We start from the raw sequence: 26,197 nt of genomic DNA on the forward strand, positions 1-26,197 counted from the left end.
CACGTGTCACCGCTCCGGCAGCGGCGTTCTCAGGGGATGGGGGCATGCCGACACGCTCGCACACCCCATCCTGATCACTGACCGATACCCACCAGTCACCAACCGCGATCTAGTGATGTAGTACTAGGCGTCGCGGCGGCGCAGCAGGTTCATCGGGAGGGTGTGCAGGACGACCTGGTCGTCCTGGTTGAGGAGTTCGGCGCGGGTGCGGACGATGCCGCGGTCCGGCTTGGAGCGGGACGGGCGCGCCTCCAGCACTTCCACGCGGAGGCGCAGCGCGTCGCCGGGACGGACCGGCGCGGGCCAGCGCAGCTCGTCCACGCCGGGGGAGGCGAGGCTCGCGACGCGGGACAGGAAGTGGTCGGCGAACAGCCGCATCATGATCGAGCCGGTGTGCCAGCCGCTCGCGATGATGCCCTTGAAGGGACCGGACGCGGCGAAGTCCGGGTCGACGTGGATGGGCTGCGGGTCGAACCGGCGGGCGAACTCGATGATCTCCGCCTCGTCCAGGGTGACGTGGCCGTACTCGTAGACGGCGCCGGCGGTGTAGTCCTCGAAGTAGCGGTCGTCGATGGGGGAGCCGAAGTCGTCACCGAGGGGGCGCGTGCTGATCGTCATGGCACCAGGATGGCTCAGCGGCGGATCGTTCCACCGGGCGGGCCCGCCCGCGGCCGGCCGCGTCAGCCGGCGGCCGGGGCCGGGACGTGGCGCCGCCATTCCTCCCAGAGTTCGGCGTGGAGCTTGTAGAGCCCGTAGGGGGTGTCGCCGGAGGGCTCCTGGAGGTGCGTGCCCTGGTCCACCTTCATCGACGCCGGGCGGACGGGGAAGAAGGCCGCCACGCGCTCGTGGTCCTCGGTCCGCACGTGGAGCATCCAGAAGCCGTGGTGGGCGTCCGCGGAGATCTCGACGATGGCCGTCCAGGGGAGGCGGTGGCGGCCGTAGCCCCAGACCAGGGTGAGGGCGTCGCCGCCGATGATCATGCGCGTGCGCAGCATCGGGAGGAGCCCGAGCGCGACGAGGAAGCACACGGCTCCGGTGGCGTAGGCCGGGAAGCCGGCGCCGCCGCGGGCCTTGTCGACCGCCACCACGCCGAAGAGCGCGACGATGGCGGCTCCGGCGAGGAACATGCCGAGGTGGCGGGGGCAGCGCAGCGTCCGTGATTCGATCATCGGGGCATTATGGGCCCGGACGGGCGAGGGACGCGAGGAAGGCGTCCAGCATCGCGGTCTGGCGGTCCGGCGGGTACGCGCCGGGGTCCAGGAGGGCGTGGACGACCAGGCCGTGCGCGAAGGCGGCGGCGTTCGCGACGACGGCGTCCACGTCGGACGAGGCGGGCAGCTCGCCCCGGGCGACCGCGGCGGCCGCGTGCGGGCGGAGCCGGGCGCGCCAGTTCCGGTAGCGGTGCCGCTGGCGTTCGCCGAGCTCGGGGTCGGCGAGGGCGACGTCCCACGACCCGACCCAGATCCGGTTCATGTCCGCCGCCGCGGGGGTGAGCGGCAGGACGTCCAGCAGGGCGGCGCGCAGGGCGGGCAGGCCGGGCGGGGCCTCGCGGAGGGGCCGGTTCGCGGTGCGCTCGTCGGCGAGGTCGAGGGCGTGGGCGACCAGGGCCTTCTTGCTCGGGAAGTAGTGCGTGAGCAGGCCCGTCGAGGCGCCCATCTCGGCGGCGACCGCGCGCAGGGTCAGGCCGCCGAAGCCGCGTGCGGCGAGGACGCGCCAGACGGCCTCGGACACGTCCCGGCGGCGGGCGTCGTGGTCACCTCGCGCGGGCATTCCCGTAGAGTACATAACAAACGTTCGGCACGTACCCCCGGGAGGCCCCCATGTTCGCCCGCACGCTCGCCGACGGTGCCGAACTGCGCCCGTTCGAGCCCTGGCAGGCCGCCGAGTTCGCCGCGCACGCGGAGAGGGTCCGCGCGGACGTCGAGCAGTACATCCCGTGGGCGCGCACGGTGGTGGACGAGGAGTCGGCCCGCCGGGTGCTCCAGTCCTACGCCGACAGGCAGGCCAAGGACACGGGCCGCATGTACGGCATCTGGGTGGACGGCGTCCTCCAGGGCGGGACGGTCTTCCGGACGTTCGACCCGGCGCAGGGCGTCTGCGAGGCCGGCGTCTGGCTCGCGGCGGAGGTGCGGGGCCGCGGCTTGATCACCGAGGCCGTCCGCATCATGATCGACTGGGCGATCCGCGCGCGGGGGATGCACCGCGTCGAGTGGCTCTGCGACCCCCGCAACACCGCGAGCGCCGCGGTGGCGAAGCGGCTCGGCATGACCTGCGAGGGCGTCCTGCGGCAGTCGTTCGTGCTGGACGGCGAGCGCCGCGACACCCAGGTATGGGCCGTCCTCGCCGAAGAGTGGACGGGCGGTCACGGCTAGGGAACGGAGCGTGGCTAGGGGACGGGGAGTGGGCGTTCCAGGGCCGACAGGCTGAGGAGGACGAGTGATGCCGTCCAGCCGAGCGGTGCCGGGCCGGCCGGCTTGCCGGTCACGCCGACCTTCTCCGGCAGGACGCCCAGGGACGTGCGGTGCGCGGACAGCCAGGCGAGGCGGCTCAGCGCGTCGCCGGTCCGCCCCGAGGCGGCGGCGTTCAGCCCGAACAGCGCCGTCTCCGGCGTCCAGGCGACGTCCGGGTCGCCGGACCAGCGCTCGCCCGGCAGGACGCCCCCGTTCGGCAGCGCCTGCTTGCGCGCGGCGTCACCGATCGCGGCGGTCACGCCCGGGTCGGGGTGCGCGAAGGGCGGTGCGAGGAAGGTCACCGAGGTGTCCATCAGCCCGCCCGGGATGGGCGAGCGCGGGTATCCGTAAGGTGCGAACTGCCTGTCCACCGCGTCCGACACCCGTCGCGCCGCGTGCCGCCACTCGGCGGCCTTGCCGCCCGCGCCGCGCATGTCGGCGAGGTCGGCGGCCGCGCGGAGCCCGGCCAGCGCGGGCCCGACGACGCCGAGCGTGGGGCGCCGCGGGTCCTGCTCGCGGCGGTGGTCACGTTCCCAGTAGTCGGACGACGCGGGCGGCAGACCTTCGGCGTCCAGCGCGCGCGCCAGGTGGTCGGCTGCACGCTGCACCATCGGCCAGAGCGCGGGCAGCTCGTCCGCGTCCCTGCTCTGGACGCGGTAGAACCAGGCGGCCCACAGCACCCAGCCGAGCGAGTCGAGCTGCGGGGCGCGGCCGTCCGCGACGGCCGTCCCGTCGGCGTTGTAGCGCGCGGCCCACATGCCGTTGTCGTTCTGGGCGCGAGCGAGGAAGCGGAGCACGCGGCGCGCCTCGGACGGGTGGCCCGTCACCGTGAACGCGGCGACGGTGAACGCGGAGTCGCGGGGCCAGCAGTACCGCCACTTGGAGTACCAGGACGCGAGGGACGCCCCGTTCGGGCGGGTGAGGAGGCGCAGGTCGAGGAGCGCGCGGGCCGCCATGTCGCGGTGGCTCCCGTCCGGGCCGCCGGGGATCGTGCCCTGGGCCAGCCACGCGCTGTCGGACCGGACGGCCCGTGCCACCCGCGGGTCGGACGCCTCCACGGTGACCGGGGTGTCGCCGCCGGACGGGATGAGCCGGATCCGCCCGTCCGCGAGCCTGATCACCGAGCTGTCCGGCAGGTAGGACGCCCCCTCGGCCTGGTCGGGCGGGAGCGGGACGCCGGCGAAGGGCCATCCGCCGCCGCCGACCAGCCCCGGGCTCGCCCAGCCGGGCCCCTGCGGCTCGGGGACGGTGACGCCGCCGGTCGCGACGAGCGCGGCCACGACGAGCATCGCCGCCGTGCGGCGGACCGTGCGGATGCGCGAGCGCCGGCGCGAGGCGGGCCGCCGCCGGGCGGGCCCGCGGCGCGGGGCCGGCGGGACCGGCGGGACCGGAACGGCGGGAACGGGTGCGGCGACGGATGTGTCCCGTTCTTCCGCCATCGCCATGCGTTCGCCCCCTTTGCCGCATCAGCTGCCCGGCCGAAATAAGTACATCAAACTACGTCAATTGGTTCATCCTCCTCACGTGCCACTCGTGCCCTCCCCTGAGGATGAGCACACCTGACGCCCCCCGGTACTCTCCGCGGGAGGGAAGTCTCGGTGACATATGGACCCGGCGGCATCACCACGAAGACTGGTTGACTAGGCTGCATCGACGGAGCGGACCGCAGAGTGACCGGCCGCACGGACACCCGTGTAACCCCCACTCGTGTGGTCACATTTGGCTGTCGATCCGTAAAAAGGACGCCTCGTGGACCTGTTCGAACATCAGGCGAAGGAACTCTTCGCCGAGTACGGGGTACCGGTGCCCACCGGCAAGGTCGCCCATACTCCCCAGGAAGCCCGGGCCATCGCGGCGGAGCTGTTCGCCGCGGGGAGCTCGAAGGTCGTCGTCAAGGCCCAGGTGAAGACCGGTGGCCGCGGCAAGGCCGGCGGCGTGAAGCTGGCCGACTCCGCCGACGAGGCCCAGGAACTCGCCACCCAGATCCTCGGCATGGACATCAAGGGCCACACGGTCCACAAGGTCCTGATCGAGGAGGGCAGCGCGATCGCCCAGGAGTACTACTTCTCCTTCCTGCTCGACAGGGCGAACCGCACCTTCCTGTCCATCTGCTCGGTCGAGGGCGGCGTGGAGATCGAGGAGGTGCCGCACGACCGGCTGGCGATGGTGCCGATCTCTCCGCTGGAGGGCGTCGACCGGGCCAAGGCCCGCGAGATCGCCGAGCAGGGCCGGCTGCCGCAGGAGGCGCTCGACGGCGCCGCCGAGCTCATCGAGCGGCTGTGGGCCGTGTTCACCGACGAGGACGCCTCCCTCGTCGAGGTGAACCCGATGATCCTCACGGCCGACGGCCAGGTGAAGGCGCTCGACGGCAAGGTCTCCCTGGACGACAACGCCGTGTTCCGCCAGGACGACCACGAGAAGCTGGAGGACAAGGCCGCGGCCGACCCGCTGGAGGCGGCCGCCAAGGCCAAGGACCTCAACTACGTCAAGCTGGACGGCAGCGTCGGCATCATCGGCAACGGCGCCGGCCTGGTCATGTCCACCCTCGACGTGGTCGCCTACGCCGGTGAGGAGTTCGACGGGCAGAAGCCGGCGAACTTCCTCGACATCGGCGGCGGGGCGTCCGCCGAGGTGATGGCGAACGGGCTGGAGATCGTCCTGTCCGACGGCGACGTCAGGTCCGTCTTCGTCAACGTCTTCGGCGGCATCACCGCGTGCGACGCCGTCGCCAACGGCATCGTCTCGGCCTACAAGCTGCTGGCCGACCGCGGCGAGGCCGTCGACCGCCCGCTCGTCGTCCGCCTGGACGGCAACAACGCCGAGCTCGGGCGCACGATCCTCAACGACGCGGCGCTCCCCGGCGTCCAGCAGGTCGACACCATGGACGACGCGGCCAGGCGCGCCGCCGAACTCGCAGCGGCAGGTGCATGACAATGGCCATCTGGCTCACCGAGAACAGCAAGATCATCGTGCAGGGCATCACGGGCTCCGAGGGCACCAAGCACGGCCGCCGGATGCTCGCCTCCGGCGCCCAGGTCGTCGGCGGCGTGAACGCCCGCAAGGCCGGCCAGTCCGTCGACTTCGACGGCACCGTCCTCCCGGTCTTCGGCACCGTCAAGGAGGCCATGGCCGAGACCGGCGCGGACGTCTCCGTCGTGTTCGTCCCGCCGAAGTTCACCAAGGACGCCGTCGTCGAGGCGATCGACGCCGAGATCCCGCTCTGCGTCGTCATCACCGAGGGCATCCCGGTGCACGACACCGCCTACTTCTGGGCCTACGCCGAGAAGGCCGGCAACAAGACCCGGATCATCGGGCCGAACTGCCCCGGCATCGCGTCCCCCGGCAAGTCCAACGCGGGCATCATCCCGGCCGACATCACCACGCCCGGCCGCATCGGCCTCGTGTCCAAGTCGGGCACGCTGACCTACCAGATGATGTACGAGCTGCGCGACATCGGCTTCTCCACCTGCGTCGGCATCGGCGGCGACCCCGTCATCGGGACGACCCACATCGATGCCCTCCAGGCGTTCCAGGACGACCCGGACACCGACGCCATCGTGATGATCGGTGAGATCGGGGGCGACGCCGAGGAGCGCGCCGCCGCCTACATCGAGCAGCACGTGACCAAGCCGGTCGTCGGCTACGTCGCCGGGTTCACCGCCCCCGAGGGCAAGACCATGGGCCACGCCGGCGCCATCGTGTCCGGCTCCGCCGGCACCGCGCAGGCGAAGAAGGAGGCCCTGGAGAAGGTCGGCGTCCGCGTCGGGAAGACCCCGAGCGAGACCGCCGTCCTCATGCGGGAGATCATGAAGAACCGCTGACCGCGGTACGAGAAGACGCCCGAGCCGCCCCGGCGGTCCGGGCGTCTTCTCGCATGCGGCCCGGGACGGGACGACAAAGGCGACACGCCGGGCCGGGCGGGGCCCCGCGGGGCGGGGGCGGTGCCAGCATGGAGCCCGTGAGCGACAAGACCCCCGGGCGGCGTGCGGAGCGGGACCCTGCGAAGGACGGGCCGCCGCGCGCGGACTCCGGCCGGGAGCGGCCGGCCCCGGCGGCCAGGCCGCTCTACGTGACGGGGCTCGTCGCGGCGCTGTGGTGCATCGGCATCGGGCTCGCCGTGCTCACCACGATCACGCTGATCGGGTGGATCGCCGCGCCGAAGACCGCGCTCGGGCACGGCATGGCCGGGGTGTTCCGGACCGCCGTCAACTTCTGGCTCGTCTCCCACCACGCGGGCTTCTCCTACGGGCAGGGACGCTTCGGGCTGTTGCCGCTGGGCGTGCTCGTCCTGCCGGGCGTGCTGCTGCACCGGGGCGGCGGCTGGATGATCCGGGTGGTCGGGCTCCAGCGCCGGCAGCGGATCGCGGTCGTGCACGTGGCGGTCGCGCTCGCCGCGCCGTACGCCGGCCTGGCCGGGCTGCTCGCGCTCGCGGCCTCGTCGGAGACCGTCCGGCCGTCGGCCTGGCAGGCGTTCGTCGGGTGCTTCCTCGTCGCCGCCGTCGCTGGCGGGCTCGGGGCCGCGCGGGCGGTCGTGGCGGCCGAGGCGCGGGGGGAGGGCCGGGTCCGGTCCGGGCTGGGCGCGCTGCTCAAGCTGCTGCCGGAGCGGCCGCGGTCCCTCGTGATCGGCGTGGCGGGGGCGCTGAGCGTGCTGCTGGCGTCGGGCGCGATCCTCGTCGGCGCGTCCCTCGCCCTGCACCTGTCGGACGCCGCCGACCTCTACGACATGCTCGCGCCCGGCGTCGTCGGCGGCGTCCTGCTGCTGCTGGTCGAGCTGGCGTTCCTGCCGAACGCGGCGATCTGGGGGATGGCCTACGCCGTCGGGCCCGGGTTCTCGGTCGGCGCCGGGACGAGCGTCTCCCCGACGGGCGTGTTCCTGGACGCCGTCCCCGCCTTCCCGCCGCTCGCCGCGCTTCCCCAGCCGGGCCCCGCCCCCGCGATCTCCCTGCTGGCGCTGGCCGCGCCGTTCGTCGCGGGGGCGGTCGGCGGCGTCCTGACGATCCGGTCGCTGCCGAGCCCGGTGTCGGAGGGCGCCCCGCTGTGGGGCTTCGTGTCCGGCGCGCTGACCGGGGCCGTCGCGGCGCTGCTGAGCGCGCTGTCCGGCGGGCCGCTCGGCGGCGGGCGGATGGCGACCGTCGGCCCCTCCGCCTGGCAGGTCGGGCTGATGGCCGCCCTCGAAGTGGGCATCTCGGCGGCGCTCGCGGCGTGGGTGGCGAACTGGATGGTGCTGCGCCGCCCGGCGCGCGACACCCGCGAGAAGCGGGCCTCGAAGAAGACGGCGTCCAGGAAGCCGGCGCCGCAGCCCGCCCCGAAGCCCGCACGCAAGCCGAAGAAGCGGGCGCGGGTCGCGCCGGAGCCGGCGATGCCGCTGTCCGCGCCCGTCCCCGGCGACCACGACCCGCGGCCCCGGCCGGCGCCCGAGCCGCCGCCGAGGGCCCCGCACGCCCCCGGCCGGCTGGAGTTCGAGGAGGCCGAGCCCGTCCTCGCGCCGCGCAGGGCCCGCCTCAGGGCCGAGCCCCTGCCCGGCCTGGCCGCGGAACCGTCCCCGCCGCCCGCGCCCCCGAGCGACGGCACGGTCGTCGTGGAGGGCCACGTCGTGGACGAACCCGTCGTGGACGAAACTGCGGCGGAGCCCGAGGAGCCGTCCCGCCCTGTCCCGCCTCCGCGCGAGGACCCGGGACGCACCGAGAACCGCGGCGGCGCGATCTACGTCCTGCGGGAGGACCCCGACCAGGACGGCTAGAGCAGGTCGCCGTACTTGTCCATGCTCCCGGCGGGCAGGTCGAGCTTCTTCTCGATCTTCGGGTAGTACTCGTCGCGGCACGCCTGCTTGTCGGTGGTCGTGTTCGACGCGCTGACGCAGCTCTGGTAGCCGCTCAGCTCCGACCACAGGAACGCCGTGAGCGACACCGACAGCAGCGAGAACGCGAGCCCGATCGCGCCGAGGACGATGCCGGGGACGGCGCCGGGCGCGGAGTCCCGCGTGCGGCGCGCGCTGCGCCGGGCCCGGACGCCGACGACCAGCGCGGCGACGCCCAGCACCAGGCCGAGCGGGTAGAAGAAGACCGCGGTCAGCAGCGCGATGCCGCCGAGCCACAGGGCCCGCCAGCCGGTGCGCCGGGGGTCCTGCCGCGGTCCCGCGGGCGGCTGCCCCGCCGGGTGCCCGCCGGGGCGGTCCTCGGGCGGGGCCGGCGGGCCCTGCTGCTCGCTCACGATCGTCTCCTCCTGGCCCGTGGGGTCCGGCTGGGATCAAGCGGCACCGAGCTCGCCCGATAGGCTTCGTGGTGTCCCAGCAACGTCCACCGGGGAGTCATGTGTCCGCCCGGCTCGTCGTCCTCGTCTCCGGCGCGGGGACCAACCTACAAGCGCTGCTCGACGCGTGCGCGGATCCAGCCTACGGGGCGCAGGTCGTGGCCGTGGGTGCGGACCGTCCCGATATCGGGGGAACCGAGCGCGCCGAACGCTCGGGTGTGCCCACTTTCACCCTGCGTGTCGCCGATTTCCCGTCCCGCCCCGACTGGGACACCGCCCTCACCGAGGCGGTCGGCGCCTACGAGCCCGACCTGGTCGTCTCCGCCGGCTTCATGAAGATCCTCGGGCCCCGGTTCCTGGCCCGGTTCGGCGGCCGGACGGTCAACACCCACCCCGCGCTTCTTCCGTCTTTTCCGGGCGCCCATCCCGTACGGGACGCCCTGGCGTACGGGGTCAAGGTCACGGGCTGTACGGTTCACTTCGTCGACGAAGGCGTGGACACCGGACCCGTCATCGCCCAGGAGACCGTCCCGGTCCGCTGGCATGACGACGAAGACTCCCTGCACGAGCGCATCAAGCAGGTGGAGCGAGGCCTCCTCGTCGACGTCGTCGGACGCCTCGCCCGCGACGGCTGGACCGCGCACGGCAGGCGGGTCTCGATGAAGTGCAGGACCTGTGGTGATTCGTCCGATCAAGAGGGGAGCTCGGCCGGTGAGTCGGGTGGCGATTGAGCGCGCGCTGATCAGCGTGTACGACAAGTCCGGGCTGGAGGAGCTGGCCCGGGGCCTGCACGAGGCGGGCGTGGAGATCGTCTCCACCGGGTCCACGGCGGGCCGGATCTCCGCCGCCGGCGTCCCGGTGATGAAGGTGGAGAAGCTCACCGGGTTCCCCGAGTGCCTGGACGGGCGGGTCAAGACCCTGCACCCCCGCGTGCACGCCGGCCTGCTCGCCGACCGGCGCAAGGACGACCACCTCCAGCAGCTCGACGACCTCGGCGTCGAGCCGTTCGACCTGGTCGTCGCCAACCTGTACCCGTTCGCCGACACGGTTGCCTCGGGCGCCGGGCCGGACGAGTGCGTCGAGCAGATCGACATCGGCGGGCCCACGATGGTCCGCGCCGCCGCGAAGAACCACGCGAGCGTCGCCGTCGTCGTCGACCCGTCCGCCTACGGGACGGTCCTCGACGCCGTGCGGGCGGGCGGCTTCACCCTGGAGGAGCGGCGCCGCCTCGCCGCGCGGGCGTTCGCCCACACGGCGTCCTACGACGTCGCCGTCGCGTCCTGGTTCGCGAGCGCCTACGCGCCCGACGAGACCGCCGCCGAGACGCAGTGGCCCGACTTCCTCGGCGCCACCTGGGAGCGGTCGAACACCCTGCGGTACGGCGAGAACCCGCACCAGCGCGCCGCGCTGTACCGGTCGCCGGGCGAGACCGGTCTGGCCGGGGCGGAGCAGCTGTACGGCAAGGAGATGTCGTACAACAACTACGTCGACACCGACGCCGCCCGCCGCGCCGCCTACGACTTCACCGAGCCGTGCGTCGCGATCATCAAGCACGCCAACCCGTGCGGCATCGCCGTCGGCGCCGACATCGCCGCGGCGCACCGCAAGGCGCACGCCTGCGACCCCGTCTCGGCGTACGGCGGCGTCATCGCGGCGAACCGCCCGGTCACCGCCGCGATGGCCCGGCAGGTCACCGAGAGCTTCGCCGAGGTGGTGGTGGCCCCGTCCTTCGAGGACGAGGCCGTGACCGTCCTCAAGGACCGGTTCAAGAACATCCGGCTGCTGGTCTGCCCCGACGCCCCGGCGGGCGCGGCCGAGTACCGGCGCATCGACGGCGGCGTCCTGCTCCAGGGCGTCGACCGCGTGGACGCGCCCGGCGACGACCCGGCCGCCTGGGAGCTCAAGACCGGCGAGCCCGCGGACGAGGCCGCCCTCCGCGACCTGGCGTTCGCGTGGCGGGCGATCCGGTCGGTGAAGTCCAACGCGATCCTGCTGGCCGCCGACGGCGCCACCGTCGGCGTCGGCATGGGCCAGGTCAACCGGGTCGACTCCGCCAAGCTCGCCGTCGCGCGGGCCGGCGCGGAGCGGGCGGCGTCGGCGGTGGGCGCCTCCGACGCGTTCTTCCCCTTCCCGGACGGCCTGGAGGTGCTGACCGAGGCGGGCGTGCGGGCCATCGTCCAGCCGGGCGGCTCCGTCAACGACGGCAAGGTCATCGAAGCCGCCGAGAAGGCCGGCATCACCCTCTACTTCACCGGAGTCCGGCACTTCTTCCACTGATCCGGCCGCTGACCAGGTGTGGTGAGGAACACGCTCGTTGGGGGTTTGGGCGGGGTGGGGGCACGGTCGCGGGGCGGGTAGCCTCGGGCGGGCCGCGCCCCGTAATCCTCCCTTGACCTTGGCGCGGGCGTTCCGTTATGGAGGCGGGATGGATGTCGTGGTGTCCCTCATGCTGGGCGTCGTGTACCAGGCCGACTCGCTGCTCATGGAGTCCCGGCAGGTGATCGGGCTGGTCGCGGCCTTCCTGGCCGCGCTGCTGGCCGCGCAGCTGGGCTGGCACGGCACCGACCGCCTCATCGCCTGGCGGCAGGGCTCCGAGGACTGACCCGCCGCGATCAGCGCAGCCGGGCGCGCAGGCGCGCGGCGGCGGCGGGCCACTCGTCGTCCGTCATGGCGTACGCGGCGGTGTCGCGGACCGAGCCGTCCGCCAGGATCCGGTGCTTGCGGTGCACGCCCTCGAACGACGCGCCGAGACGCTCGAGGGCCGCCCGCGACCGCGCGTTCCGGACGTGCGTGTGCCACCCGACCCGCATCGCGCCCAGATCGTCGAACGCGCGCCCCATCAGCAGCAGCTTCGCCTCGGTGTTGATCGCCGTGCGGTGCCACCGCGACCCGAGCCAGGTGTGGCCGATGCACAGGCCGCGGTGGGACGGGACGATCTCGTAGTACGACGTCGTCCCGGCCACCTCACCCGTCGAGACGTCGACCTGGACCCAGGGCAGGCGCAGACCGCGCTCGCAGGCCGTCAGCGCCTTGCCGACGAGCACCCGCATCTGCGCGGCCGTCACGGGCCGCCGCTCGCTCAGCCACGTCCACACGGCCGGGTCCTCGGACGCCGCGAAGAGGCCCTCGGCATGCTCGTCCGACAGCGGCTCCAGCCGCACGTACCGCCCGGTCAGTACGGGCCGCTCGAACCATGCGTCGCTCATGCGGACCACGCTAGGAGCCGCCGGCCGGCCCCCGGCAGGGCCACTCGGCGCCGATTTCCACAAGCCACCGCGCGGCCGCGCCGCCGCCCGACCGGCCGGTTAGCATGGGTGGCCTACGCGACTGGCGCGGTCAAGGTGGATCACCACCGGGGAGCGAACGGTCCGGACACCGCGCGCCTGGGTGGCCGGCGCCCCTGCCGCGGCCGTGCTGCGAGCCGGTCCCGGTCCAGGTGAGATCCACGCGGAGGTACCCATGACGGCACAGATTCTGGACGGCAAGGCCACGGCCGCCGAGATCCGCTCCGACCTCAAGGTCCGCGTCGAGGCGCTGCGCGACCGCGGCGTGTCGGTCGGGCTCGGCACGGTGCTGGTCGGCGACGACCCCGGCAGCCACTCCTACGTCAACATGAAGCACCGCGACTGCGCCGAGGTCGGCATCGAGAGCATCCGCCGCGACCTGCCCGCCACCGCCACCCAGGACGATGTGGAGCGCGTCGTCGCCGAGCTGAACGCCGACCCCGCCTGCACCGGCTACATCGTCCAGCTCCCGCTCCCGAAGGGCCTCGACGAGCAGCGCGTGCTGGAGCGCATCGACCCGTCCAAGGACGCCGACGGCCTGCACCCCGTCAACCTCGGCCGGCTCGTGCTGATGCAGCCCGGCCCGCTGCCCTGCACGCCGAAGGGCATCGTCGAGCTGCTGCGCCGGTTCGACGTCCCGATCAAGGGCGCCGAGGTCACCGTCGTCGGCCGCGGCATCACCGTCGGGCGCTCCCTCGGCCTGCTGCTGACCCGCCGCTCCGAGAACGCGACGGTCACCCTCTGCCACACCGCGACGCGCGACCTCGCGGCGCACACCCGCGCGGCCGACATCGTCGTGGCCGCCGCCGGCGTCCCCGGCCTGATCACCGCGGACATGGTCAAGCCCGGCGCCGCCGTCCTCGACGTCGGCGTGTCCCGGGTGGACGGCAAGCTCGCCGGGGACGTCGCCGCCGACGTCCGCGACGTGGCCGGGTGGGTCGCGCCCAATCCCGGCGGCGTCGGCCCCATGACCCGCGCGATGCTGCTCGCCAACGTCGTCGAGGCCGCCGAACGGGCCCTCTGACCACCACACGTACGAGGGCCGCCACCCAGCACCAAGGGTGGCGGCCCCCGCCTACGTCTCCCCGCACCGCGCCGTCACGTACGCGGGACGGGGGTCTGGGCGATCGCCCCTCGCATATGCGCTGCCGCGGAGGGCGACCGCTGTTCACATCAGCTGGCCCTCCGCCCGGCCGTGCTGTGCGCCGGACGTCCCGGCCCATGTGCTGCGTGCCCCGGCGCCCCGGGCCTGCGCGTCTCGCCCGTGGTCCGCACCCCGGACACCCGCCCGTCCATCGGCGGGCGGCCCTGGGGCACGTGCACCGGCGGCAGCGGCCGGACGAGGCCCATCGCGATGACCTCGTTGGCGAGCCGCGTGCGCCGGTTGGCGCCCTCGGGGATGCGGAACTTCTGGTAGAGGCGCAGCAGGTGCTGCTTGACGGCCGCCTCGGTGACGACCAGCTCGCCGGCGATGTCGCGCGCCGTGGCGGGGGCCACGAACGCCTCGTCGGACAGGGCGGGCCGGCACAGCGAGGTCAGCACGTCGACCTCGCGGCGGGTGAGCTCGGGCGCGACGGCGCGCCGCAGTTCGACGTCCGGGTCGACCTCCTCACGGGGGATTCCCCCCAAGCGGCAGCGCGCCGTGCCGAAGCTCACGACGTCGCCGTCCTCCAGGACTCGGCGGGCGATCGGCCGCCCGTTGACGCGCGTCCCGTTGCGGGACAGGCCCATGTCCACCACGTAGACGTACGGCCCGCGTCGGACGATCTCTGCGTGCAAACGGGACACACTCGGGTCGTCGAGGCGGATGTCCACTCCTCTCCCTCTCCCGACCGTCGTAACGTCGGGGCGCAGCGGCATCACCAGCCCGCTGTCCTCGATCCGCATGAACGGCCCCTCCACGGCAGTCCTCCCAGCTAGTTAGCGACCCCTGTCTGCCGGGTTACCCGGGCGCCGTACTGTCACACCCTCCTACTGACGAGTAGGTCCGATGCCGCAAGGGATTCGGGTCTCCCGGGCCCCTCCGCGGCCCCTCCCGTCCCACCCTTGTTCCCGGCCTCGGATGACAAGCCGGACCGTTCCACCGCGCCCCCGGCGCCCGCGATGTCGTCCGGCGGGGCGATTGCCTATACCGTGAGGGCCATGAGCACCCAGGTGCATCGGCGCAGGCGCAGGGCGCCGCGCCGCGGAGGCGCCGCGCCGCACTGGCTCGCCCAGCTGCCGTACCTCCTCGTGCTCAGCGGCGTCGGCGCCGGGCTCACGCTGTGCGCCTTCAACTACTTCCGCAAGGGCTCGGGCCTGATGGCCGCCGCGCTGCTCATCGGCGCGCTCGCCCGGCTGCTGCTGCCCGAGTCGCAGCTCGGGCCGCTCGCCGTCCGGAGCCGCTCGGTCGACTGCTGGACGCTCGTGATCCTCGGCGAGATGGTCGCGTTCGTCTCGTTGAGCATCCCGCCGATGAACAAGACCGGGCTCGTCCTCGCCGGCGCGTTCGGCGTGCTGATCGCGCTGACGGCGCTGGCGCGCGGCGTGCGCCTGCTCATCGCCGGGCGCCGCGCCAGGCCGGGCGGCGGCCCCCCGGGCTAGCGCGCCGGCGCAGGTGCCCGGCCGTCCGCGGGCCGAGGGCCGGTCTAGACCTCATGACCGCCTCGGCTAGCCTAGCCAGTTGAGCCTTACAAGGACTGCTGGCCAGGTGTAGGAAAGGGACAGCAACAGCATGCCCAAGATCAAAGTAGCGGGCCCGGTCGTCGAACTCGACGGCGACGAAATGACGCGGATCATCTGGAAATTCATCAAGGACCAGCTGATCCTGCCTTACCTCGATGTGGACCTGAAGTACTACGACCTGGGAATCGAGCACCGTGACGCCACGGACGACCAGGTCACCGTCGACGCCGCCAACGCCATCAAGCAGTACGGCGTGGGCGTCAAGTGCGCGACCATCACCCCCGACGAGGCGCGCGTCGAGGAGTTCGGGCTGAAGAAGATGTGGCGGTCCCCGAACGGGACGATCCGCAACATCCTGGGCGGCGTGATCTTCCGTGAGCCGATCGTTGCGTCCAACATCCCGCGCCTGGTGCCCGGCTGGACGAAGCCGATCATCATCGGCCGCCACGCTCACGGCGACCAGTACAAGGCCACCGACTTCGTCGTCCCGGGGCCGGGCAAGGTGACGATCACCTACACGCCGGACAGCGGCGACGAGCCGATGGAGTTCGAGGTCGCGAACTTCCCCGGCGGCGGCGTCGCGATGGGCATGTACAACTACGACGACTCGATCCGCGACTTCGCCCGGACGAGCATGCGGTACGCGCTCAACCGCGAGATGCCGCTGTACATGTCGACGAAGAACACGATCCTCAAGGCCTACGACGGCCGGTTCAAGGACCTCTTCCAGGAGATCTACGAGACCGAGTTCAAGGCCGAGTTCGAGGCCAAGGGCCTCACCTACGAGCACCGGCTCATCGACGACATGGTCGCCGCGGCGCTCAAGTGGGAGGGCGGGTTCGTCTGGGCGGCCAAGAACTACGACGGCGACGTCCAGTCCGACACCCTCGCGCAGGGCTTCGGCTCGCTCGGCCTCATGACGTCGGTCCTCATGACCCCGGACGGCAAGACCGTCGAGGCCGAGGCCGCGCACGGCACGGTGACCCGGCACTACCGGCAGCACCAGCAGGGCAAGCCGACGTCGACCAACCCGATCGCGTCGATCTTCGCCTGGACCCGCGGCCTGGAGCACCGGGGCAAGCTCGACAACAACCTCGAGCTGATCGGCTTCGCCCGCGACCTCGAAGAGGTCTGCGTCAAGACCGTCGAGGGCGGCCAGATGACCAAGGACCTGGCCCTGCTCGTCGGGGCTCAGACCCCCTGGCTGACCACGCAGGAGTTCCTGGAGGCCCTCGACACCAACCTCCAGAAGAAGATCAACGGCTGACCCGCGCCCGCGCTCGGAGGCCGTCCCGGATCCGTTCCGGGACGGCCTTCCGCGCGTCCGGGGACCGGCGGCATGCCGGGTGGTGAACCTGGCCGGTGGCGGGTAGGGGGCGCGCGATAGCCTGATCCCCGGAACTATCTCGACGGCGAGAGAACCCGCGCGGGCGGACTCTCCGGCGGTCGGGTTCGAAGGATGGCCGCCTGAGCCCCGTCAGGTCACAGCAGGAGAAGAAGGCAATGACGCGCACCCCAGTCACCGTCACCGTTACCGGCGCCGCGGGCCAGATCGGCTACGCGCTGCTGTTCCGCATCGCGTCCGGGCACCTCCTCGGCGCGGACGTACCCGTCCGCCTGCGGCTGCTGGAGATCCCGCAGGCGGTGAAGGCCGCCGAGGGCACCGCGATGGAACTGGACGACTGCGCGTTCCCGCTGCTGTCCGGCATCGACATCTTCGACGACGCGACGCAGGCGTTCCAGGGCGCCAACGTGGCGCTGCTCGTCGGCGCCCGCCCGCGCACGAAGGGCATGGAGCGCGGCGACCTGCTGGAGGCCAACGGCGGCATCTTCAAGCCGCAGGGCGAGGCGATCAACGCCGGCGCCGCCGACGACATCAAGGTCCTCGTCGTCGGCAACCCGGCGAACACGAACGCGCTGATCGCGAAGTCGCACGCGCCGGACGTCCCGGCCGACCGCTTCACCGCGATGACGCGTCTCGACCACAACCGCGCGCTCGCGCAGCTGTCGAAGAAGGCGGGCGTCTCGGTCGCCGACCTCCGGAGGCTGACGATCTGGGGCAACCACTCCGCCACCCAGTACCCGGACATCTTCCACGCCGAGATCGCCGGCAAGAACGCCGCCGAGACGGTCAACGACCAGGCCTGGCTGGAGAACGACTTCATCCCGACCGTCGCCAAGCGCGGCGCCGCGATCATCGAGGCGCGCGGCGCGTCGTCGGCGGCGAGCGCCGCCTCCGCCGCGATCGACCACGTGCACACCTGGGTGAACGGCACCGCCGACGGCGACTGGACGTCCATGGCGGTCGTGTCGGACGGCTCCTACGGCGTCCCCGAGGGCCTGATCTCGTCCTTCCCGGTCACCACCAGGGACGGAAAGTGGGAGATCGTCCAGGGCCTGGAGATCAACGACTTCTCCCGCGCCCGCATCGACGCCTCGGTGAACGAGCTGTCGGAGGAGCGCGACGCCGTCCGCAAGCTCGGCCTCATCTGACCTCATCCACGAACGAGCCCCGGACCCGCGGCGGGTTCGGGGCTCGTCCGTATCCGCTTCCTTACAGTTCCTCTTGCGCGAGGAGATGCGGGCGCAACTGGCGGGCTTCGTCGCAAGAGTGATCGGCTCCCGCCCTCTGCCTGGCGGCCATCCTGACGGTGAATGAAGTGAAGCGGCCCGGCCGTCGGTCAGGCCGGGGTGGTCCTCGCCACGTAGTAGACGTTCAGCGGGTCCCCTTCGATCGACCGGGTCTGGACGTCGGTGAAGCCCGCCTCCCCGAGCATCCGGTGGGCGGTCTGCTCTCCCCAGACCGAGCCGAGGCCGGCGCCGCCGGTGCTCAGCGACGTGGTCATGCAGTAGAAGACCGAGAAGCTGTAGATCGCGGGCCCGAAGGGGTGGTCCAGGTTCTCCTCCAGGTTGCTGGACGCGGCGATGTCGCCCATCAGGAAGACGCCACCGGGGCGAAGGGACGCGGCGATGGCGTCGAGGGTCTCCTGCGGCCGGGCCAGGTCGTGGATGACGTCGAAGGCGGTGATCAGGTCGTACCGTCCGGGGATCTGCGTCGCGTCGCCGACCGTATAGCCGACGTTGTCCAGGGACAGCCGCTCGGCCTCCCGGCGGCCGGCCGCGATGCCCTCCTCCGACTGGTCGAGGCCGTGGAACCTGCTGTTCGGAAAGGCCCGGGCCAGGACGATGGGGGCGTGCCCCTGGCCGGTGCCCACGTCCAGGGCGTCGATGCCGTCGCGGAGCCGCTCGGCGAGGCCCGGAACCATCGGGATGATCGTGTCGACGAGGGCCGCGTCGTACACGCGGGCCGTCTCCTTCGCCTGGAGGGCCTGGAAGCGGGGGTACGCGGAGTAGGGGACGCCGCCACCCTCGCGGAACGAGGTGACGACCCGCTGCTCGACCTCGCCCATCAGCGCGATGTACGGCATCAGCGCGGCGAGGTTGTCGGTTCCGGCGGCGGTGGTGAGCGAGGCGGCGTGCTCGGGAGGCAGCGTGTACGTGGCGCCGTCCGGTTCGTACTCCAGGATGCCGCCGACGACCATGCCGCCCAGCCACTCGCGCACGTACCGCTCGTCGAGCTGCGCCGCCTTGGCGATGTCCGAACTCGTGGAGGGCGGCAGCTCGCTCATGGTGTCGAACAGGCCGGTCTGGTGGCCGACGCTCATGAGGAGGGCGAGCGCTCCCTTGTTGAGGACGTCGACCATGAAGCCGCTGAACTCCTCCTGTCGCGTGGCGTCCGGTGACACGGCCCCTCCCTGGGATCAGAACGGCATCGTCCCTCCTCTCCGTCCCTATCGCGGCCGGGCCGGCGGAGGGGAGCCGGGAGCCGACCAATTTGCCAGATCTGGGAGAAGCCATGACCCTCCGCCCGGCGAGGTCTGCGGCACGGGAGCCGCTCACGAACGGCGGCCGGGCGAGCGGCGGGGGTGACAAAAGATCTGAAGGCGTCGGTAACGGTCGCTAGGGTGTGTGATCGCTCGGATGGTGATCGGGGGAGGCGTTTCGGTGGCGGATCAGGCGTTTCAGGTCGACCTGCGCGGTGTGGTGGATCTGCTGAGCCGCCATCTGTACGCGACTCCGCGGGTGTACCTGCGGGAGCTGCTCCAGAACGCGGTGGACGCGATCACGGCGCGCGGCGAGGGCGGCCGGGTCGAGATCGAGACCGGCGGCGGGACGCTGCGGGTCCACGACGACGGGGTAGGCCTCACCGAGGACGAGGTGCACACGCTGCTCGCGACGATCGGGCGGTCGTCGAAGCGGGACGAGCTGGGGTTCGCGCGGCATGACTTCCTCGGGCAGTTCGGGATCGGGCTGCTGTCGGCCTTCCTCGTCGCGGACGAGATCGAGGTCGTGACCAGGTCCGCGAAGGGCGGCGGCGCCGTCCGGTGGACGGGACGGTCCGAGGGCAGCTACCGGGTCGAGCCGGGGGAGCGGGACGAGCCCGGCACGACGGTCACGCTCCGGGCGCGGCCGGGGGCGGCGGAGCTGCTGAGCCCGCCGGTCGTCGCCGAGCTGGCCCGCACGTACGGGTCGCTCCTCCCGGTGGAGCTGACCGTCGACGGGGCACCGGTCACCGGCGACGGGCCGCCGTGGCAGGCGGCGTACCCCGACCCGGCCGCGCGCCGCCGGGCGCTGGAACGTTACTGTGAGGAGCTCTACGGGTTCGTCCCGTTCGACGTCGTCGACCTCGACGTGCCGGAGGCGGGCCTGACCGGGGTCGCGTTCGTGCTGCCGGAGCCGGTCTCGCCGACCGCCCGGTCCGCGCATCGCGTCTACCTGAAGCGGATGCTGCTGGCCGAGGGCGTCGAGGGGCTGCTGCCCGAGTGGGCGTTCTTCGCGCGGTGCGTCGTGGACGCGGGCGAGCTGCGCCCGACCGCCAGCCGCGAGGCGCTGTACGAGGACGAGCTGCTCGACGCGACCAGGCAGGGGCTCGGCGGCGTCCTGCGGCGGTGGCTGGTGGCGTTGGCCGAGACCGATCCGGCGAGGCTGCGCTCGTTCCTGCGGCTGCATCAGCTCGGCGTGAAGGCGATGGCCCTGCACGACGACGACATGCTGCGGATCGTGGACCGCTGGCTGGAGTACGAGACGTCCGCCGGGCCGATGACGCTGCACGAGTTCCGCCGCCGGCACCCGGACGGCCGGTTCACCGCGAGCGTGGACGAGTTCCGGCGGCTGTCGGCGGTGGCGGGCGCGCAGGGCGTCGGCCTCGTCAACGGCGGCTACGTGCACGACACCGAGATCATCGAGCGGCTCCCCGAGGTGGACCCCGACATCCGGCTCGCCCGGCTGGACGCGGCGGAGCTGACCACCACGTTCGGCGTCCTCGACCCGGCGGCGGAGCTGGCGCTGCGGCCGTTCCTGGCGGCGGCGCAGCGGGCCGTGGAGCGGCTCGGGTGCGAGGTGGTCGTCCGCGACTTCGATCCCGCGTCCCTGCCCGCGCTGTACCTCACGAGCCGCGACGCGCAGTTCCGCGAGGAGCTGACGCGGGCGCAGGAGGAGGCCGGCGAGCTGTGGGCGGACGTGCTCGGCGCCGTCAACGCCAAGACCGGCGCCGATCGCCCGCAGCTGGTGCTGAACCACCGCAACCCGCTGGCCCGGCGCATCACGGCCCTGGGCGACGGCGGGCCGGTCGAGCTGGCCGTCCAGGCCCTGTACGGGCAGGCGCTGCTGCTCGGCCACCATCCGCTGCGTCCCGCCGACACGGCGGTGCTGAACCGTTCCTTCATCGGCCTGCTGGAGTGGGCCGTCCACTCCCCGGAGGCTCCGGAATGACCGTTGAGGACGTCTACACGCTGATGACGCGGTCGCAGGAGCTTCCCTACGGGGAGGCCCGGACCGTCCTCGTGGAGGACGCGCTGCGCCGCGCCGAGGCGGCCGGCGACGAGGTGCTGGCGTACCGGGTGCGGGTCCGGCTGACCGACGCCTACCAGTTCGGCGGCGAGCCGGCGAAGGCGTTCGCGACGTTCAGCCGGTCGCTGGCCGAGCACGACCGCGACCCCGGCCGGTTGGACGAGGAGCACATGCTGCTGTGGCAGATGAAGGGCATGGTGGGCGCCCTCACGCTGTTCCCGGAGATCCCGCTCGACCGGACGTACGCGGTGCTGGACGACATGGAGCGCCGCTACCTCGCCGGCGGCCACAGCCTGCAGGCGGTCTACCGGCGCCGCCACCTCGTGGCCCGCCACATCGGCGACGGGACGGCCGACGACTGGTACGCGAAATGGCGCGCGGCCCGGCGGGACGAGCTGTCGGACTGCGAGGGCTGCGACCCGACCGGCATGGTCAACCATCTGGTCGAGACCGGCCGCCACGAGGAGGCGGCCGAGATCGCCGCGCCCGTGCTGGCCGCCCAGCTGACCTGCAACGAGCAGCCGCAGTCGATCCGGACCGCGATGATGCCGGTGTTCCTGCGGACGGGCCGTCCAGAGCAGGCCGCCGACGCGCACCGCCGCGCCTACCGGGTGCACCGGTCGCGGCTCGCCGACCTGTCCGACATCGCCGACCACCTGGAGTTCTGCGCGGTGACGGGCAACGAGGCGCGCGGGCTGGAGATCGTCCAGCGGCATCTCGGGTGGCTGGACCGGGCGCCGAGCGCGCACGCGGAGATGCGGTTCGCCGCCGCGGCGGCGCTGGTCCTGGACCGGGTCGCCGCCGCCGGGCACGGCGCGGCGACCGTCCGCCGCCCCGCCGCCGACGGCCGCCCGGCGGCCGACGTGCCGCTCGCGGAGCTCCGCGAGGAGCTGCGGACCCGCGCCACGGATCTCGCGGACCGGTTCGACGCCCGCAACGGGACGTCCCGCCAGGGCGACCTGGTGCGCGCGACGCTGGCGGCCGAGCCGCTCACCGGCTTCGTCCCGCTGGCCGCGCACCACCGCCGCCCGGCCCCGGCGCCGGCCCCGGTGCCCCGGCCCGCCCCGCAGGAGGACCTCGCCGGCGAGGACGACCTGGACGCCCTCCTCGACATCGCGGACGAGCGCCGCACACGTCCGGACTTCGGACGCGCCCTGGCCGCGTGGCGGCGGTTCGACGCCCTCGCTGAGACGGCGGAGCCGACGCCGCTGCAGAAGGCCCGCCGCCTGGACGCGAGAGGCGTCGAGCACGCCGTCGAAGGCGACTTCGACGAGGCCGTCGCGTGCTGGCGCGAGGCGGCCCGCCGGTTCGCCGAGCTGGGCGACGAGACCCGCCGGCACCGCGTGCTCAGCCGCCTCGGCGGGATGCGCGTGCAGAACGGCGACGCGGACGGCCTCCAGGACGTGGTCGCGGCCGTCGAGTACTTCGCGCGGAACCCGGACGGCGACGGCGCGGCCACGGGCGCGCTCATCCGGCTGGCCACCGTGCACCTCGATCTCGGGAACGCGGAGGACGCCGTCGCCGCCCTCGACCGGATCGCCGAGGACGACGCGCCGGACCGGGCCGGCGAGGCCTGGTTCGTCCGCGGGCAGGCGCTGCTCAAGCTCGGCGACGCCGGCGGCGCCGCCGCCGCGCTGCGCCGCTCCGCCGAGGCCGCGCGGGCCTCCGCCGACCCCGAGGAGGTGGCCGCGCCCGCGCTGCTGCTCGCCCGCGTCCTGGCCGCGGGGGAGGGCGGCCCGGACGAGGAGGCCTTCGCCCTGCTGGACGAGGCGATCACCGCGCTGCCGGGCCACTCGCCGATGCGGGCGGCGGCGCACTGCGACCGCGGGCTGGCGCTGCTGGCCGCCGACCGCGCGGCCGACGCCGTCCCCGACCTCGTGGAGGCCATCGCCGCCTGGACGGCCGAGGGCGCGCACGAGCAGGCCGTCCTCCTCCGCGTGGACCTCGCGGCCGCCTACCTGGCCGCGGACCGCCACCTGGAGGCCGCCGAGGCCGCCGAGGAGGCGCTGCCCGGCCTCGACGGGGATGTCGCCCGGCGGTGCCGCCTGATCCTCGCGCACGCGCAGAAGCGCCTCGGGGAGGAGGACGCCGCCGTGACGTTCCAGGCCCTCGCCGAGGACGCCGGGCAGGAGGGCCGCCACGACGCCGTCGCGCACTTCCTCGACGAGGCCGCCGACGTCCTGACCGGCCTCGACAAGGACGCCCTGGCCGCCGAGCGGTTCGCCGAGGCGGCCGAGGCGTTCGAGAAAGCCGGCGACCCGTACGGCGTGGTCCGCGCCCGCCGCCGCGCGGCGATGTGCCAGTTGTGGAGCGGTGAGGGCGAGAAGGCCGTCACCGCCATGGAGACGGCCCGCGCCGCCCTGGCGGGCCTGCCCCCGGACAACGAGCCGGCCCGCATCTGGGAGACCGCCCTGGTCTCCTACGACCAGGCTCGTCTCCTGGCCCGGACGGGTGCCCTCGCGGAGGCCGCGTCCCACGCCTCCGCGGCCGTGGACGGCTTCACCACCCTCGACGAGACCGGCGCCGCCGAGGAGGCGACCCGCCTCCACGACGACATCACGTCGGCCCTGAACTCCTGACCGCCCCTGGCCGGTCAGTGCAGGCGGCGGGCGCCTGCCGAGGGGGTGGCCTCCAGGAACGTGGGCGCCGTCCAGGAGCGCTTCTCGTACGCCGCGATGATCGCGTCCTGCACCGCGGCGGCGCGGGACACGGGGGCCAGCACGATGACCGAGCCGCCGAAGCCGCCGCCCACCATGCGGCCGCCGCGGGCGCCGGCGCGCAGCGCGGCGTCGACGGCCGTGTCGGCCTCGGGCCAGGAGACCTCGAACTGGTCGCGCAGCGAGAGGTGCGAGGCGTTGAGCATCGCGCCGAGCTCGGGAAGGGCGCCCGCGTGCAGCAGGCCGACGGTGGCCTCGACGCGGTGGTTCTCGGTGACGACGTGCTGGACGCGGCGGCGCAGGGTGGGATCGTCCAGCGTCCCGAGGGCGGTGGCGAGGTCCTTCACGTCGCGGAGGGCGTCCACGCCGAGGAGGGACGCGGCCTCCTCGCACTCGGCGCGGCGGCGGCCGTAGTCGCCGCCGGAGTGGGTGTGCGAGGCGCGCGTATCGACCACCAGCAGGGTCATGTCCGAGGCGGCCGGGTCGAACGGGACCTGCGCCGACAGCTCGCTGCGGCAGTCGAGCATCAGCGCGTGGCCGGCCGTGCACAGCAGGGACGCCGACTGGTCCATCAGCCCGCACGGCATGCCGACCTGCTCGTTCTCGGCGCGTTGCGCGAGCCGGGCGAGGGCCGGGCGGTCGATGCGGACGCCGTGCAGGTCGCACAGCGCGAGCGCCGTCGCGCACTCCAGCGCGGCGGACGACGACAGCCCGGCGCCCTGCGGCAGGTCGGAGTCGATCAGCAGGGACGCGCCGCCGGTGCCGTGCTCGCGCAGCACGCGGGCGACGCCGACCGGGTAGGCCGCCCAGGCCCGGTCGGGCGGCCAGTTCTCGGAGACGACCGTCCCGCCCGCCACGGGGGCGGTGACGGCGGTGGCGGCCTGCCGCGACCGGACCTCGACCATGCCGTCGTCGCGCCGGGCCGCGGCCACCGAGACGCCGAGGGACATGGCGAACGGCAGCACGAAACCGTCGTTGTAGTCGGTGTGCTCACCGATCAGGTTGACCCGGCCGGGCGCGTGCCAGACGCCCTCGGGCGCGCGCCCGAACGCCTCGCGGAACGCCTCGATCATCGCGAGCGCAGGAAGGTCCACGCGTCATCGATCATGGCGCGCAGATCGCGCTCGGGCTTCCAGCCGAGCTCGGCCTGGATCTTCTCCGACGAGGCGACCAGCACGGCCGGGTCGCCGGCGCGGCGCGGCGCCACCTCGGCCGGGATCTCGCGGCCGGTGACCTCGCGGCAGACCTCGACGACCTCCCGGACGGAGTTGCCGGTGCCGCTGCCCAGGTTGAAGACCTGGTGCGTGCCCGGGGCGCACGCGTCCAGCGCGAGCAGGTGCGCGCGGCCGAGGTCGGTGACGTGGATGTAGTCGCGGATGCAGGTGCCGTCCGGCGTCGGGTAGTCGTCGCCGAACATCCGCACCGTGTCGCCGTCGCCCAGCGCGATCTTCAGCACGTTCGGGATCAGGTGGGTCTCGACCGTGTGCCGCTCGCCGTGCCGCCCGTGGGCGCCCGCGACGTTGAAGTACCGCAGCGACACCCCGCCGATGCCGTGCAGCCGCGCGTACTCGGCCAGCGCCGTGTCGATCGCCAGCTTGGACGCGCCGTACGGGTTGGTGGGGCGGGTCGGGTCCGTCTCCAGGATCGGCGTCGACTCTGGCTCGCCGTAGGTCGCGGCCGTGGAGGAGAACACGATCCGCGGGACGCCCGCGACGCGCATCGCCTCCAGCAGGGCCAGCGACTCGCCGAGGTTCTTGTCCCAGTACAGGCCGGGCTTCTCGACGGACTCGCCGACGAGCGACTTGGCGGCGAAGTGCAGCACCGCCTCGAACCCGGCGCCGCCGAGGACGTCCGCCGCCCGGTCGCGCAGCGTGCCGCGGACGAGCCGGGCGCCGTCCGGGACCGCGTCCTCGTGGCCGGTGGACAGGTCGTCCAGGACGACGACCTCGTGTCCCGCCTCCAGGAGCAGAGCGGAGACGACGCTGCCGACGTAGCCGGCGCCTCCGGTGACGAGCAGCTTCACTGACGGACCTCCACGAAGAGTCTCGGACGGCGGGGTGGGACCAGGCTATCCGGAACGCCGAACGGGGAAGGCTGAACCCATGGACCGGACGCCGCCCCGGCCGCCCGGGAGGCCCGCGCGCACCCTGGCGCGGCCCCTGGTGTGGCTGCTGTCGAGTTCGACCGACCTCGTCGTGCGGCTGTCGGGCGGTGACCCGCACGCGCTGCGCGAGGAGCTCACCGCGGAGCGGATGCGCGCCCTCGTGGCGGAGAACACCCAGCTCACCGCCGACGAGCGGGCGCTGATCGGGGAGGTGTTCGCGGCGGGGGAGCGGCCGCTGCGGGAGGTCCTCGTGCCGCGCACCGAGGTGGTGTTCCTGGACGCGGCGCTGCCGCTCACGACCGCCGCGCGCGCCGCGTCGGGCAGCCCGCACTCCCGGTTCCCCGTCTGCCGCAGCTCCCACGACGAGGTGATCGGCTTCGTGCACATCCGCGACCTGCTGGCCCCCGACGCGCCGGACGGGGACGCGCCGGTGGGCGCCCTCGTGCGGCCGGTGAAGTTCCTGCCGTCGTCCAAGCGGGTGCTGCCGGCCCTGACCGAGATGCGCCGCGAGGGCTGCCACCTGGCGATCGTCATGGACGAGTACGGCGGCGTCGCCGGGATCGTCACGCTGGAGGACCTGCTGGAGGAGCTGATCGGCGACATCCGCGACGAATATGATGTGCAGGACGCGCAGGCACGCCGCCTGCACGGCGGGGTGGTCGAGGTCGACGGCCTGCTCAACCTGGACGACTTCGCCGCCGAGACCGGCATCCGGCTGCCGGCCGGGCCGTACGAGACGGTCGCCGGGCACATCATGGCGGTGCTGCGCCGGGTGCCCGCCGAGGGCGACTCGGTGGAGGCCGGGGGCCGCCGCCTCGCGGTGGCCCGGATGGACGGCCGGCGGGTGGCCCGCGTGCGCGTCATGCCGCGCGTGGCGCCGCAGGCCGCGGTCACCGGAGGGGCCACCGGCGGCGGAACCGCAAGCGACACCTGAGAGAA

24 protein-coding genes and 1 riboswitch are annotated in these 26,197 nt (G+C 73.5%); of the genes, 14 read left to right on the forward strand and 10 right to left on the reverse strand.

The genetic code is table 11. From position 1 onward, the window contains the following. Positions 1-123 precede the first annotated feature (123 nt). The 3 genes from ABGB11_RS32135 to ABGB11_RS32145 all read right to left on the reverse strand — a co-directional run bounded on the left by ABGB11_RS32135 (position 124) and on the right by ABGB11_RS32145 (position 1,770). Entirely contained in the window at positions 124-618 is a 495-nt protein-coding gene (locus tag ABGB11_RS32135) for a MaoC family dehydratase (RefSeq protein ID WP_347639036.1), read from the reverse strand. A 62-nt stretch (positions 619-680) separates the two neighbouring features. Then, positions 681-1,169, reverse strand: a complete 489-nt coding sequence (locus ABGB11_RS32140) for a PH domain-containing protein (RefSeq protein WP_347639038.1) — start codon at positions 1,167-1,169, stop codon at positions 681-683. A gap of 7 nt (positions 1,170-1,176) precedes the next feature. Then, positions 1,177-1,770 (reverse strand): TetR/AcrR family transcriptional regulator, encoded by a 594-nt coding sequence (locus tag ABGB11_RS32145; RefSeq protein WP_347639040.1) that lies wholly within the window; start codon positions 1,768-1,770, stop codon positions 1,177-1,179. 50 nt (positions 1,771-1,820) lie between these two features. Here ABGB11_RS32145 and ABGB11_RS32150 point away from each other — a divergent pair, with 50 nt between their 5' ends. Next, entirely contained in the window at positions 1,821-2,372 is a 552-nt protein-coding gene (locus ABGB11_RS32150; protein WP_347639042.1) for a GNAT family protein, read from the forward strand. A 14-nt stretch (positions 2,373-2,386) separates the two neighbouring features. On the opposite strand, the gene ABGB11_RS32155 is transcribed toward ABGB11_RS32150, so the two are convergent. Beyond that, positions 2,387-3,895, reverse strand: a complete 1,509-nt coding sequence (locus tag ABGB11_RS32155) for a glycoside hydrolase family 15 protein (protein ID WP_347639044.1) — start codon at positions 3,893-3,895, stop codon at positions 2,387-2,389. Positions 3,896-4,199: 304 nt separating this feature from the next. Between ABGB11_RS32155 and sucC the strand changes: the two genes are divergently transcribed. From sucC to ABGB11_RS32170, 3 genes are all read left to right on the forward strand, one after another. Then, a complete protein-coding gene (gene sucC / locus ABGB11_RS32160; RefSeq protein WP_347639046.1) occupies positions 4,200-5,381 on the forward strand; it encodes an ADP-forming succinate--CoA ligase subunit beta in 1,182 nt (393 codons plus the stop codon). Between the two features lie 2 nt (positions 5,382-5,383). Continuing rightward, positions 5,384-6,271: a succinate--CoA ligase subunit alpha gene (sucD, locus tag ABGB11_RS32165; RefSeq protein ID WP_347639048.1), complete on the forward strand. Its 888-nt coding sequence runs from the start codon at positions 5,384-5,386 to the stop codon at positions 6,269-6,271. 137 nt (positions 6,272-6,408) lie between these two features. Next, on the forward strand, positions 6,409-8,190 hold the full coding sequence (locus tag ABGB11_RS32170; RefSeq protein ID WP_347639050.1) for a DUF6350 family protein: 1,782 nt from the start codon (positions 6,409-6,411) through the stop codon (positions 8,188-8,190). Here the strand turns inward: ABGB11_RS32170 and ABGB11_RS32175 are convergent. After that, positions 8,187-8,660: a hypothetical protein gene (locus ABGB11_RS32175; protein ID WP_347639052.1), complete on the reverse strand. Its 474-nt coding sequence runs from the start codon at positions 8,658-8,660 to the stop codon at positions 8,187-8,189. The two genes, ABGB11_RS32170 and ABGB11_RS32175, sit on opposite strands and share 4 nt — an antisense overlap. A gap of 101 nt (positions 8,661-8,761) precedes the next feature. On the opposite strand from ABGB11_RS32175, the gene purN reads away from it, so the two are divergent. The 3 genes from purN to ABGB11_RS32190 all read left to right on the forward strand — a co-directional run bounded on the left by purN (position 8,762) and on the right by ABGB11_RS32190 (position 11,301). Next, on the forward strand, positions 8,762-9,430 hold the full coding sequence (gene purN, locus ABGB11_RS32180) for a phosphoribosylglycinamide formyltransferase (RefSeq protein WP_347639054.1): 669 nt from the start codon (positions 8,762-8,764) through the stop codon (positions 9,428-9,430). Next, entirely contained in the window at positions 9,411-10,976 is a 1,566-nt protein-coding gene (gene purH / locus ABGB11_RS32185; protein ID WP_347639056.1) for a bifunctional phosphoribosylaminoimidazolecarboxamide formyltransferase/IMP cyclohydrolase, read from the forward strand. Before purN ends, purH begins: the two co-directional genes overlap by 20 nt. Positions 10,977-11,124: 148 nt before the next feature. Then, on the forward strand, positions 11,125-11,301 hold the full coding sequence (locus ABGB11_RS32190) for a hypothetical protein (protein WP_347639058.1): 177 nt from the start codon (positions 11,125-11,127) through the stop codon (positions 11,299-11,301). A 10-nt stretch (positions 11,302-11,311) separates the two neighbouring features. Here ABGB11_RS32190 and ABGB11_RS32195 read toward each other — a convergent pair whose 3' ends face one another. Next, entirely contained in the window at positions 11,312-11,905 is a 594-nt protein-coding gene (locus ABGB11_RS32195) for a GNAT family protein (RefSeq protein ID WP_347639060.1), read from the reverse strand. A gap of 107 nt (positions 11,906-12,012) precedes the next feature. Further along, positions 12,013-12,095: riboswitch (ZMP/ZTP riboswitch) on the forward strand. Positions 12,096-12,158: 63 nt separating this feature from the next. Between ABGB11_RS32195 and ABGB11_RS32200 the strand changes: the two genes are divergently transcribed. Next, on the forward strand, positions 12,159-13,007 hold the full coding sequence (locus ABGB11_RS32200) for a bifunctional methylenetetrahydrofolate dehydrogenase/methenyltetrahydrofolate cyclohydrolase (protein ID WP_347639062.1): 849 nt from the start codon (positions 12,159-12,161) through the stop codon (positions 13,005-13,007). Between the two features lie 149 nt (positions 13,008-13,156). Here the strand turns inward: ABGB11_RS32200 and ABGB11_RS32205 are convergent, their stop codons facing one another. Beyond that, positions 13,157-13,885, reverse strand: a complete 729-nt coding sequence (locus tag ABGB11_RS32205) for an FHA domain-containing protein (protein ID WP_347639064.1) — start codon at positions 13,883-13,885, stop codon at positions 13,157-13,159. Between the two features lie 240 nt (positions 13,886-14,125). Between ABGB11_RS32205 and ABGB11_RS32210 the strand changes: the two genes are divergently transcribed. The 3 genes from ABGB11_RS32210 to ABGB11_RS32220 all read left to right on the forward strand — a co-directional run bounded on the left by ABGB11_RS32210 (position 14,126) and on the right by ABGB11_RS32220 (position 17,140). Continuing rightward, entirely contained in the window at positions 14,126-14,566 is a 441-nt protein-coding gene (locus ABGB11_RS32210; protein WP_347639066.1) for a DUF3017 domain-containing protein, read from the forward strand. Positions 14,567-14,696: 130 nt separating this feature from the next. Beyond that, positions 14,697-15,914 (forward strand): NADP-dependent isocitrate dehydrogenase, encoded by a 1,218-nt coding sequence (locus ABGB11_RS32215; protein WP_347639068.1) that lies wholly within the window; start codon positions 14,697-14,699, stop codon positions 15,912-15,914. Positions 15,915-16,150: 236 nt separating this feature from the next. Beyond that, positions 16,151-17,140, forward strand: a complete 990-nt coding sequence (locus tag ABGB11_RS32220; protein ID WP_347639070.1) for a malate dehydrogenase — start codon at positions 16,151-16,153, stop codon at positions 17,138-17,140. A gap of 188 nt (positions 17,141-17,328) precedes the next feature. On the opposite strand, the gene ABGB11_RS32225 is transcribed toward ABGB11_RS32220, so the two are convergent. Then, entirely contained in the window at positions 17,329-18,393 is a 1,065-nt protein-coding gene (locus tag ABGB11_RS32225) for a class I SAM-dependent methyltransferase (protein WP_347639072.1), read from the reverse strand. A gap of 259 nt (positions 18,394-18,652) precedes the next feature. On the opposite strand from ABGB11_RS32225, the gene ABGB11_RS32230 reads away from it, so the two are divergent. After that, positions 18,653-20,419, forward strand: a complete 1,767-nt coding sequence (locus ABGB11_RS32230; protein ID WP_347639074.1) for an HSP90 family protein — start codon at positions 18,653-18,655, stop codon at positions 20,417-20,419. Continuing rightward, entirely contained in the window at positions 20,416-23,076 is a 2,661-nt protein-coding gene (locus ABGB11_RS32235) for a hypothetical protein (protein WP_347639076.1), read from the forward strand. The genes ABGB11_RS32230 and ABGB11_RS32235 overlap by 4 nt, the downstream gene beginning before the upstream one ends. A gap of 14 nt (positions 23,077-23,090) precedes the next feature. Here ABGB11_RS32235 and galK read toward each other — a convergent pair whose 3' ends face one another. Then, complete coding sequence (galK, locus tag ABGB11_RS32240) at positions 23,091-24,227, reverse strand: galactokinase (RefSeq protein WP_347639254.1); 1,137 nt, start codon at positions 24,225-24,227, stop codon at positions 23,091-23,093. Continuing rightward, a complete protein-coding gene (galE, locus tag ABGB11_RS32245) occupies positions 24,224-25,177 on the reverse strand; it encodes a UDP-glucose 4-epimerase GalE (protein ID WP_347639078.1) in 954 nt (317 codons plus the stop codon). Before galE ends, galK begins: the two co-directional genes overlap by 4 nt. A gap of 79 nt (positions 25,178-25,256) precedes the next feature. Between galE and ABGB11_RS32250 the strand changes: the two genes are divergently transcribed. Further along, positions 25,257-26,192 (forward strand): hemolysin family protein, encoded by a 936-nt coding sequence (locus ABGB11_RS32250; protein ID WP_347639080.1) that lies wholly within the window; start codon positions 25,257-25,259, stop codon positions 26,190-26,192. The last annotated feature ends 5 nt before the right edge of the window (positions 26,193-26,197 follow it).

Origin of the sequence: Actinomadura sp. B10D3 (assembly GCF_039871695.1) — a bacterium.
In the GTDB taxonomy this organism is placed as follows: Bacteria; Actinomycetota; Actinomycetes; order Streptosporangiales; family Streptosporangiaceae; genus Spirillospora; species Spirillospora madurae.

Excerpts from the sequence above, each read along its gene's own strand:
- ABGB11_RS32220 (WP_347639070.1), top strand. The coding sequence starts at position 16,151 with ATGACGCGCACCCCAGTCACCGTCACCGTTACCGGCGCCGCGGGCCAG.
- ABGB11_RS32235 (WP_347639076.1), top strand. The coding sequence starts at position 20,416 with ATGACCGTTGAGGACGTCTACACGCTGATGACGCGGTCGCAGGAGCTT.
- ABGB11_RS32250 (WP_347639080.1), top strand. The coding sequence starts at position 25,257 with ATGGACCGGACGCCGCCCCGGCCGCCCGGGAGGCCCGCGCGCACCCTG.
- ABGB11_RS32195 (WP_347639060.1), bottom strand. The coding sequence starts at position 11,905 with ATGAGCGACGCATGGTTCGAGCGGCCCGTACTGACCGGGCGGTACGTG.
- galK (WP_347639254.1), bottom strand. The coding sequence starts at position 24,227 with ATGATCGAGGCGTTCCGCGAGGCGTTCGGGCGCGCGCCCGAGGGCGTC.
- ABGB11_RS32135 (WP_347639036.1), bottom strand. The coding sequence starts at position 618 with ATGACGATCAGCACGCGCCCCCTCGGTGACGACTTCGGCTCCCCCATC.
- ABGB11_RS32155 (WP_347639044.1), bottom strand. The coding sequence starts at position 3,895 with ATGGCGATGGCGGAAGAACGGGACACATCCGTCGCCGCACCCGTTCCC.
- ABGB11_RS32215 (WP_347639068.1), top strand. The coding sequence starts at position 14,697 with ATGCCCAAGATCAAAGTAGCGGGCCCGGTCGTCGAACTCGACGGCGAC.
- ABGB11_RS32190 (WP_347639058.1), top strand. The coding sequence starts at position 11,125 with ATGGATGTCGTGGTGTCCCTCATGCTGGGCGTCGTGTACCAGGCCGAC.
- ABGB11_RS32210 (WP_347639066.1), top strand. The coding sequence starts at position 14,126 with ATGAGCACCCAGGTGCATCGGCGCAGGCGCAGGGCGCCGCGCCGCGGA.
- ABGB11_RS32200 (WP_347639062.1), top strand. The coding sequence starts at position 12,159 with ATGACGGCACAGATTCTGGACGGCAAGGCCACGGCCGCCGAGATCCGC.
- sucD (WP_347639048.1), top strand. The coding sequence starts at position 5,384 with ATGGCCATCTGGCTCACCGAGAACAGCAAGATCATCGTGCAGGGCATC.
- ABGB11_RS32150 (WP_347639042.1), top strand. The coding sequence starts at position 1,821 with ATGTTCGCCCGCACGCTCGCCGACGGTGCCGAACTGCGCCCGTTCGAG.
- ABGB11_RS32145 (WP_347639040.1), bottom strand. The coding sequence starts at position 1,770 with ATGCCCGCGCGAGGTGACCACGACGCCCGCCGCCGGGACGTGTCCGAG.
- ABGB11_RS32140 (WP_347639038.1), bottom strand. The coding sequence starts at position 1,169 with ATGATCGAATCACGGACGCTGCGCTGCCCCCGCCACCTCGGCATGTTC.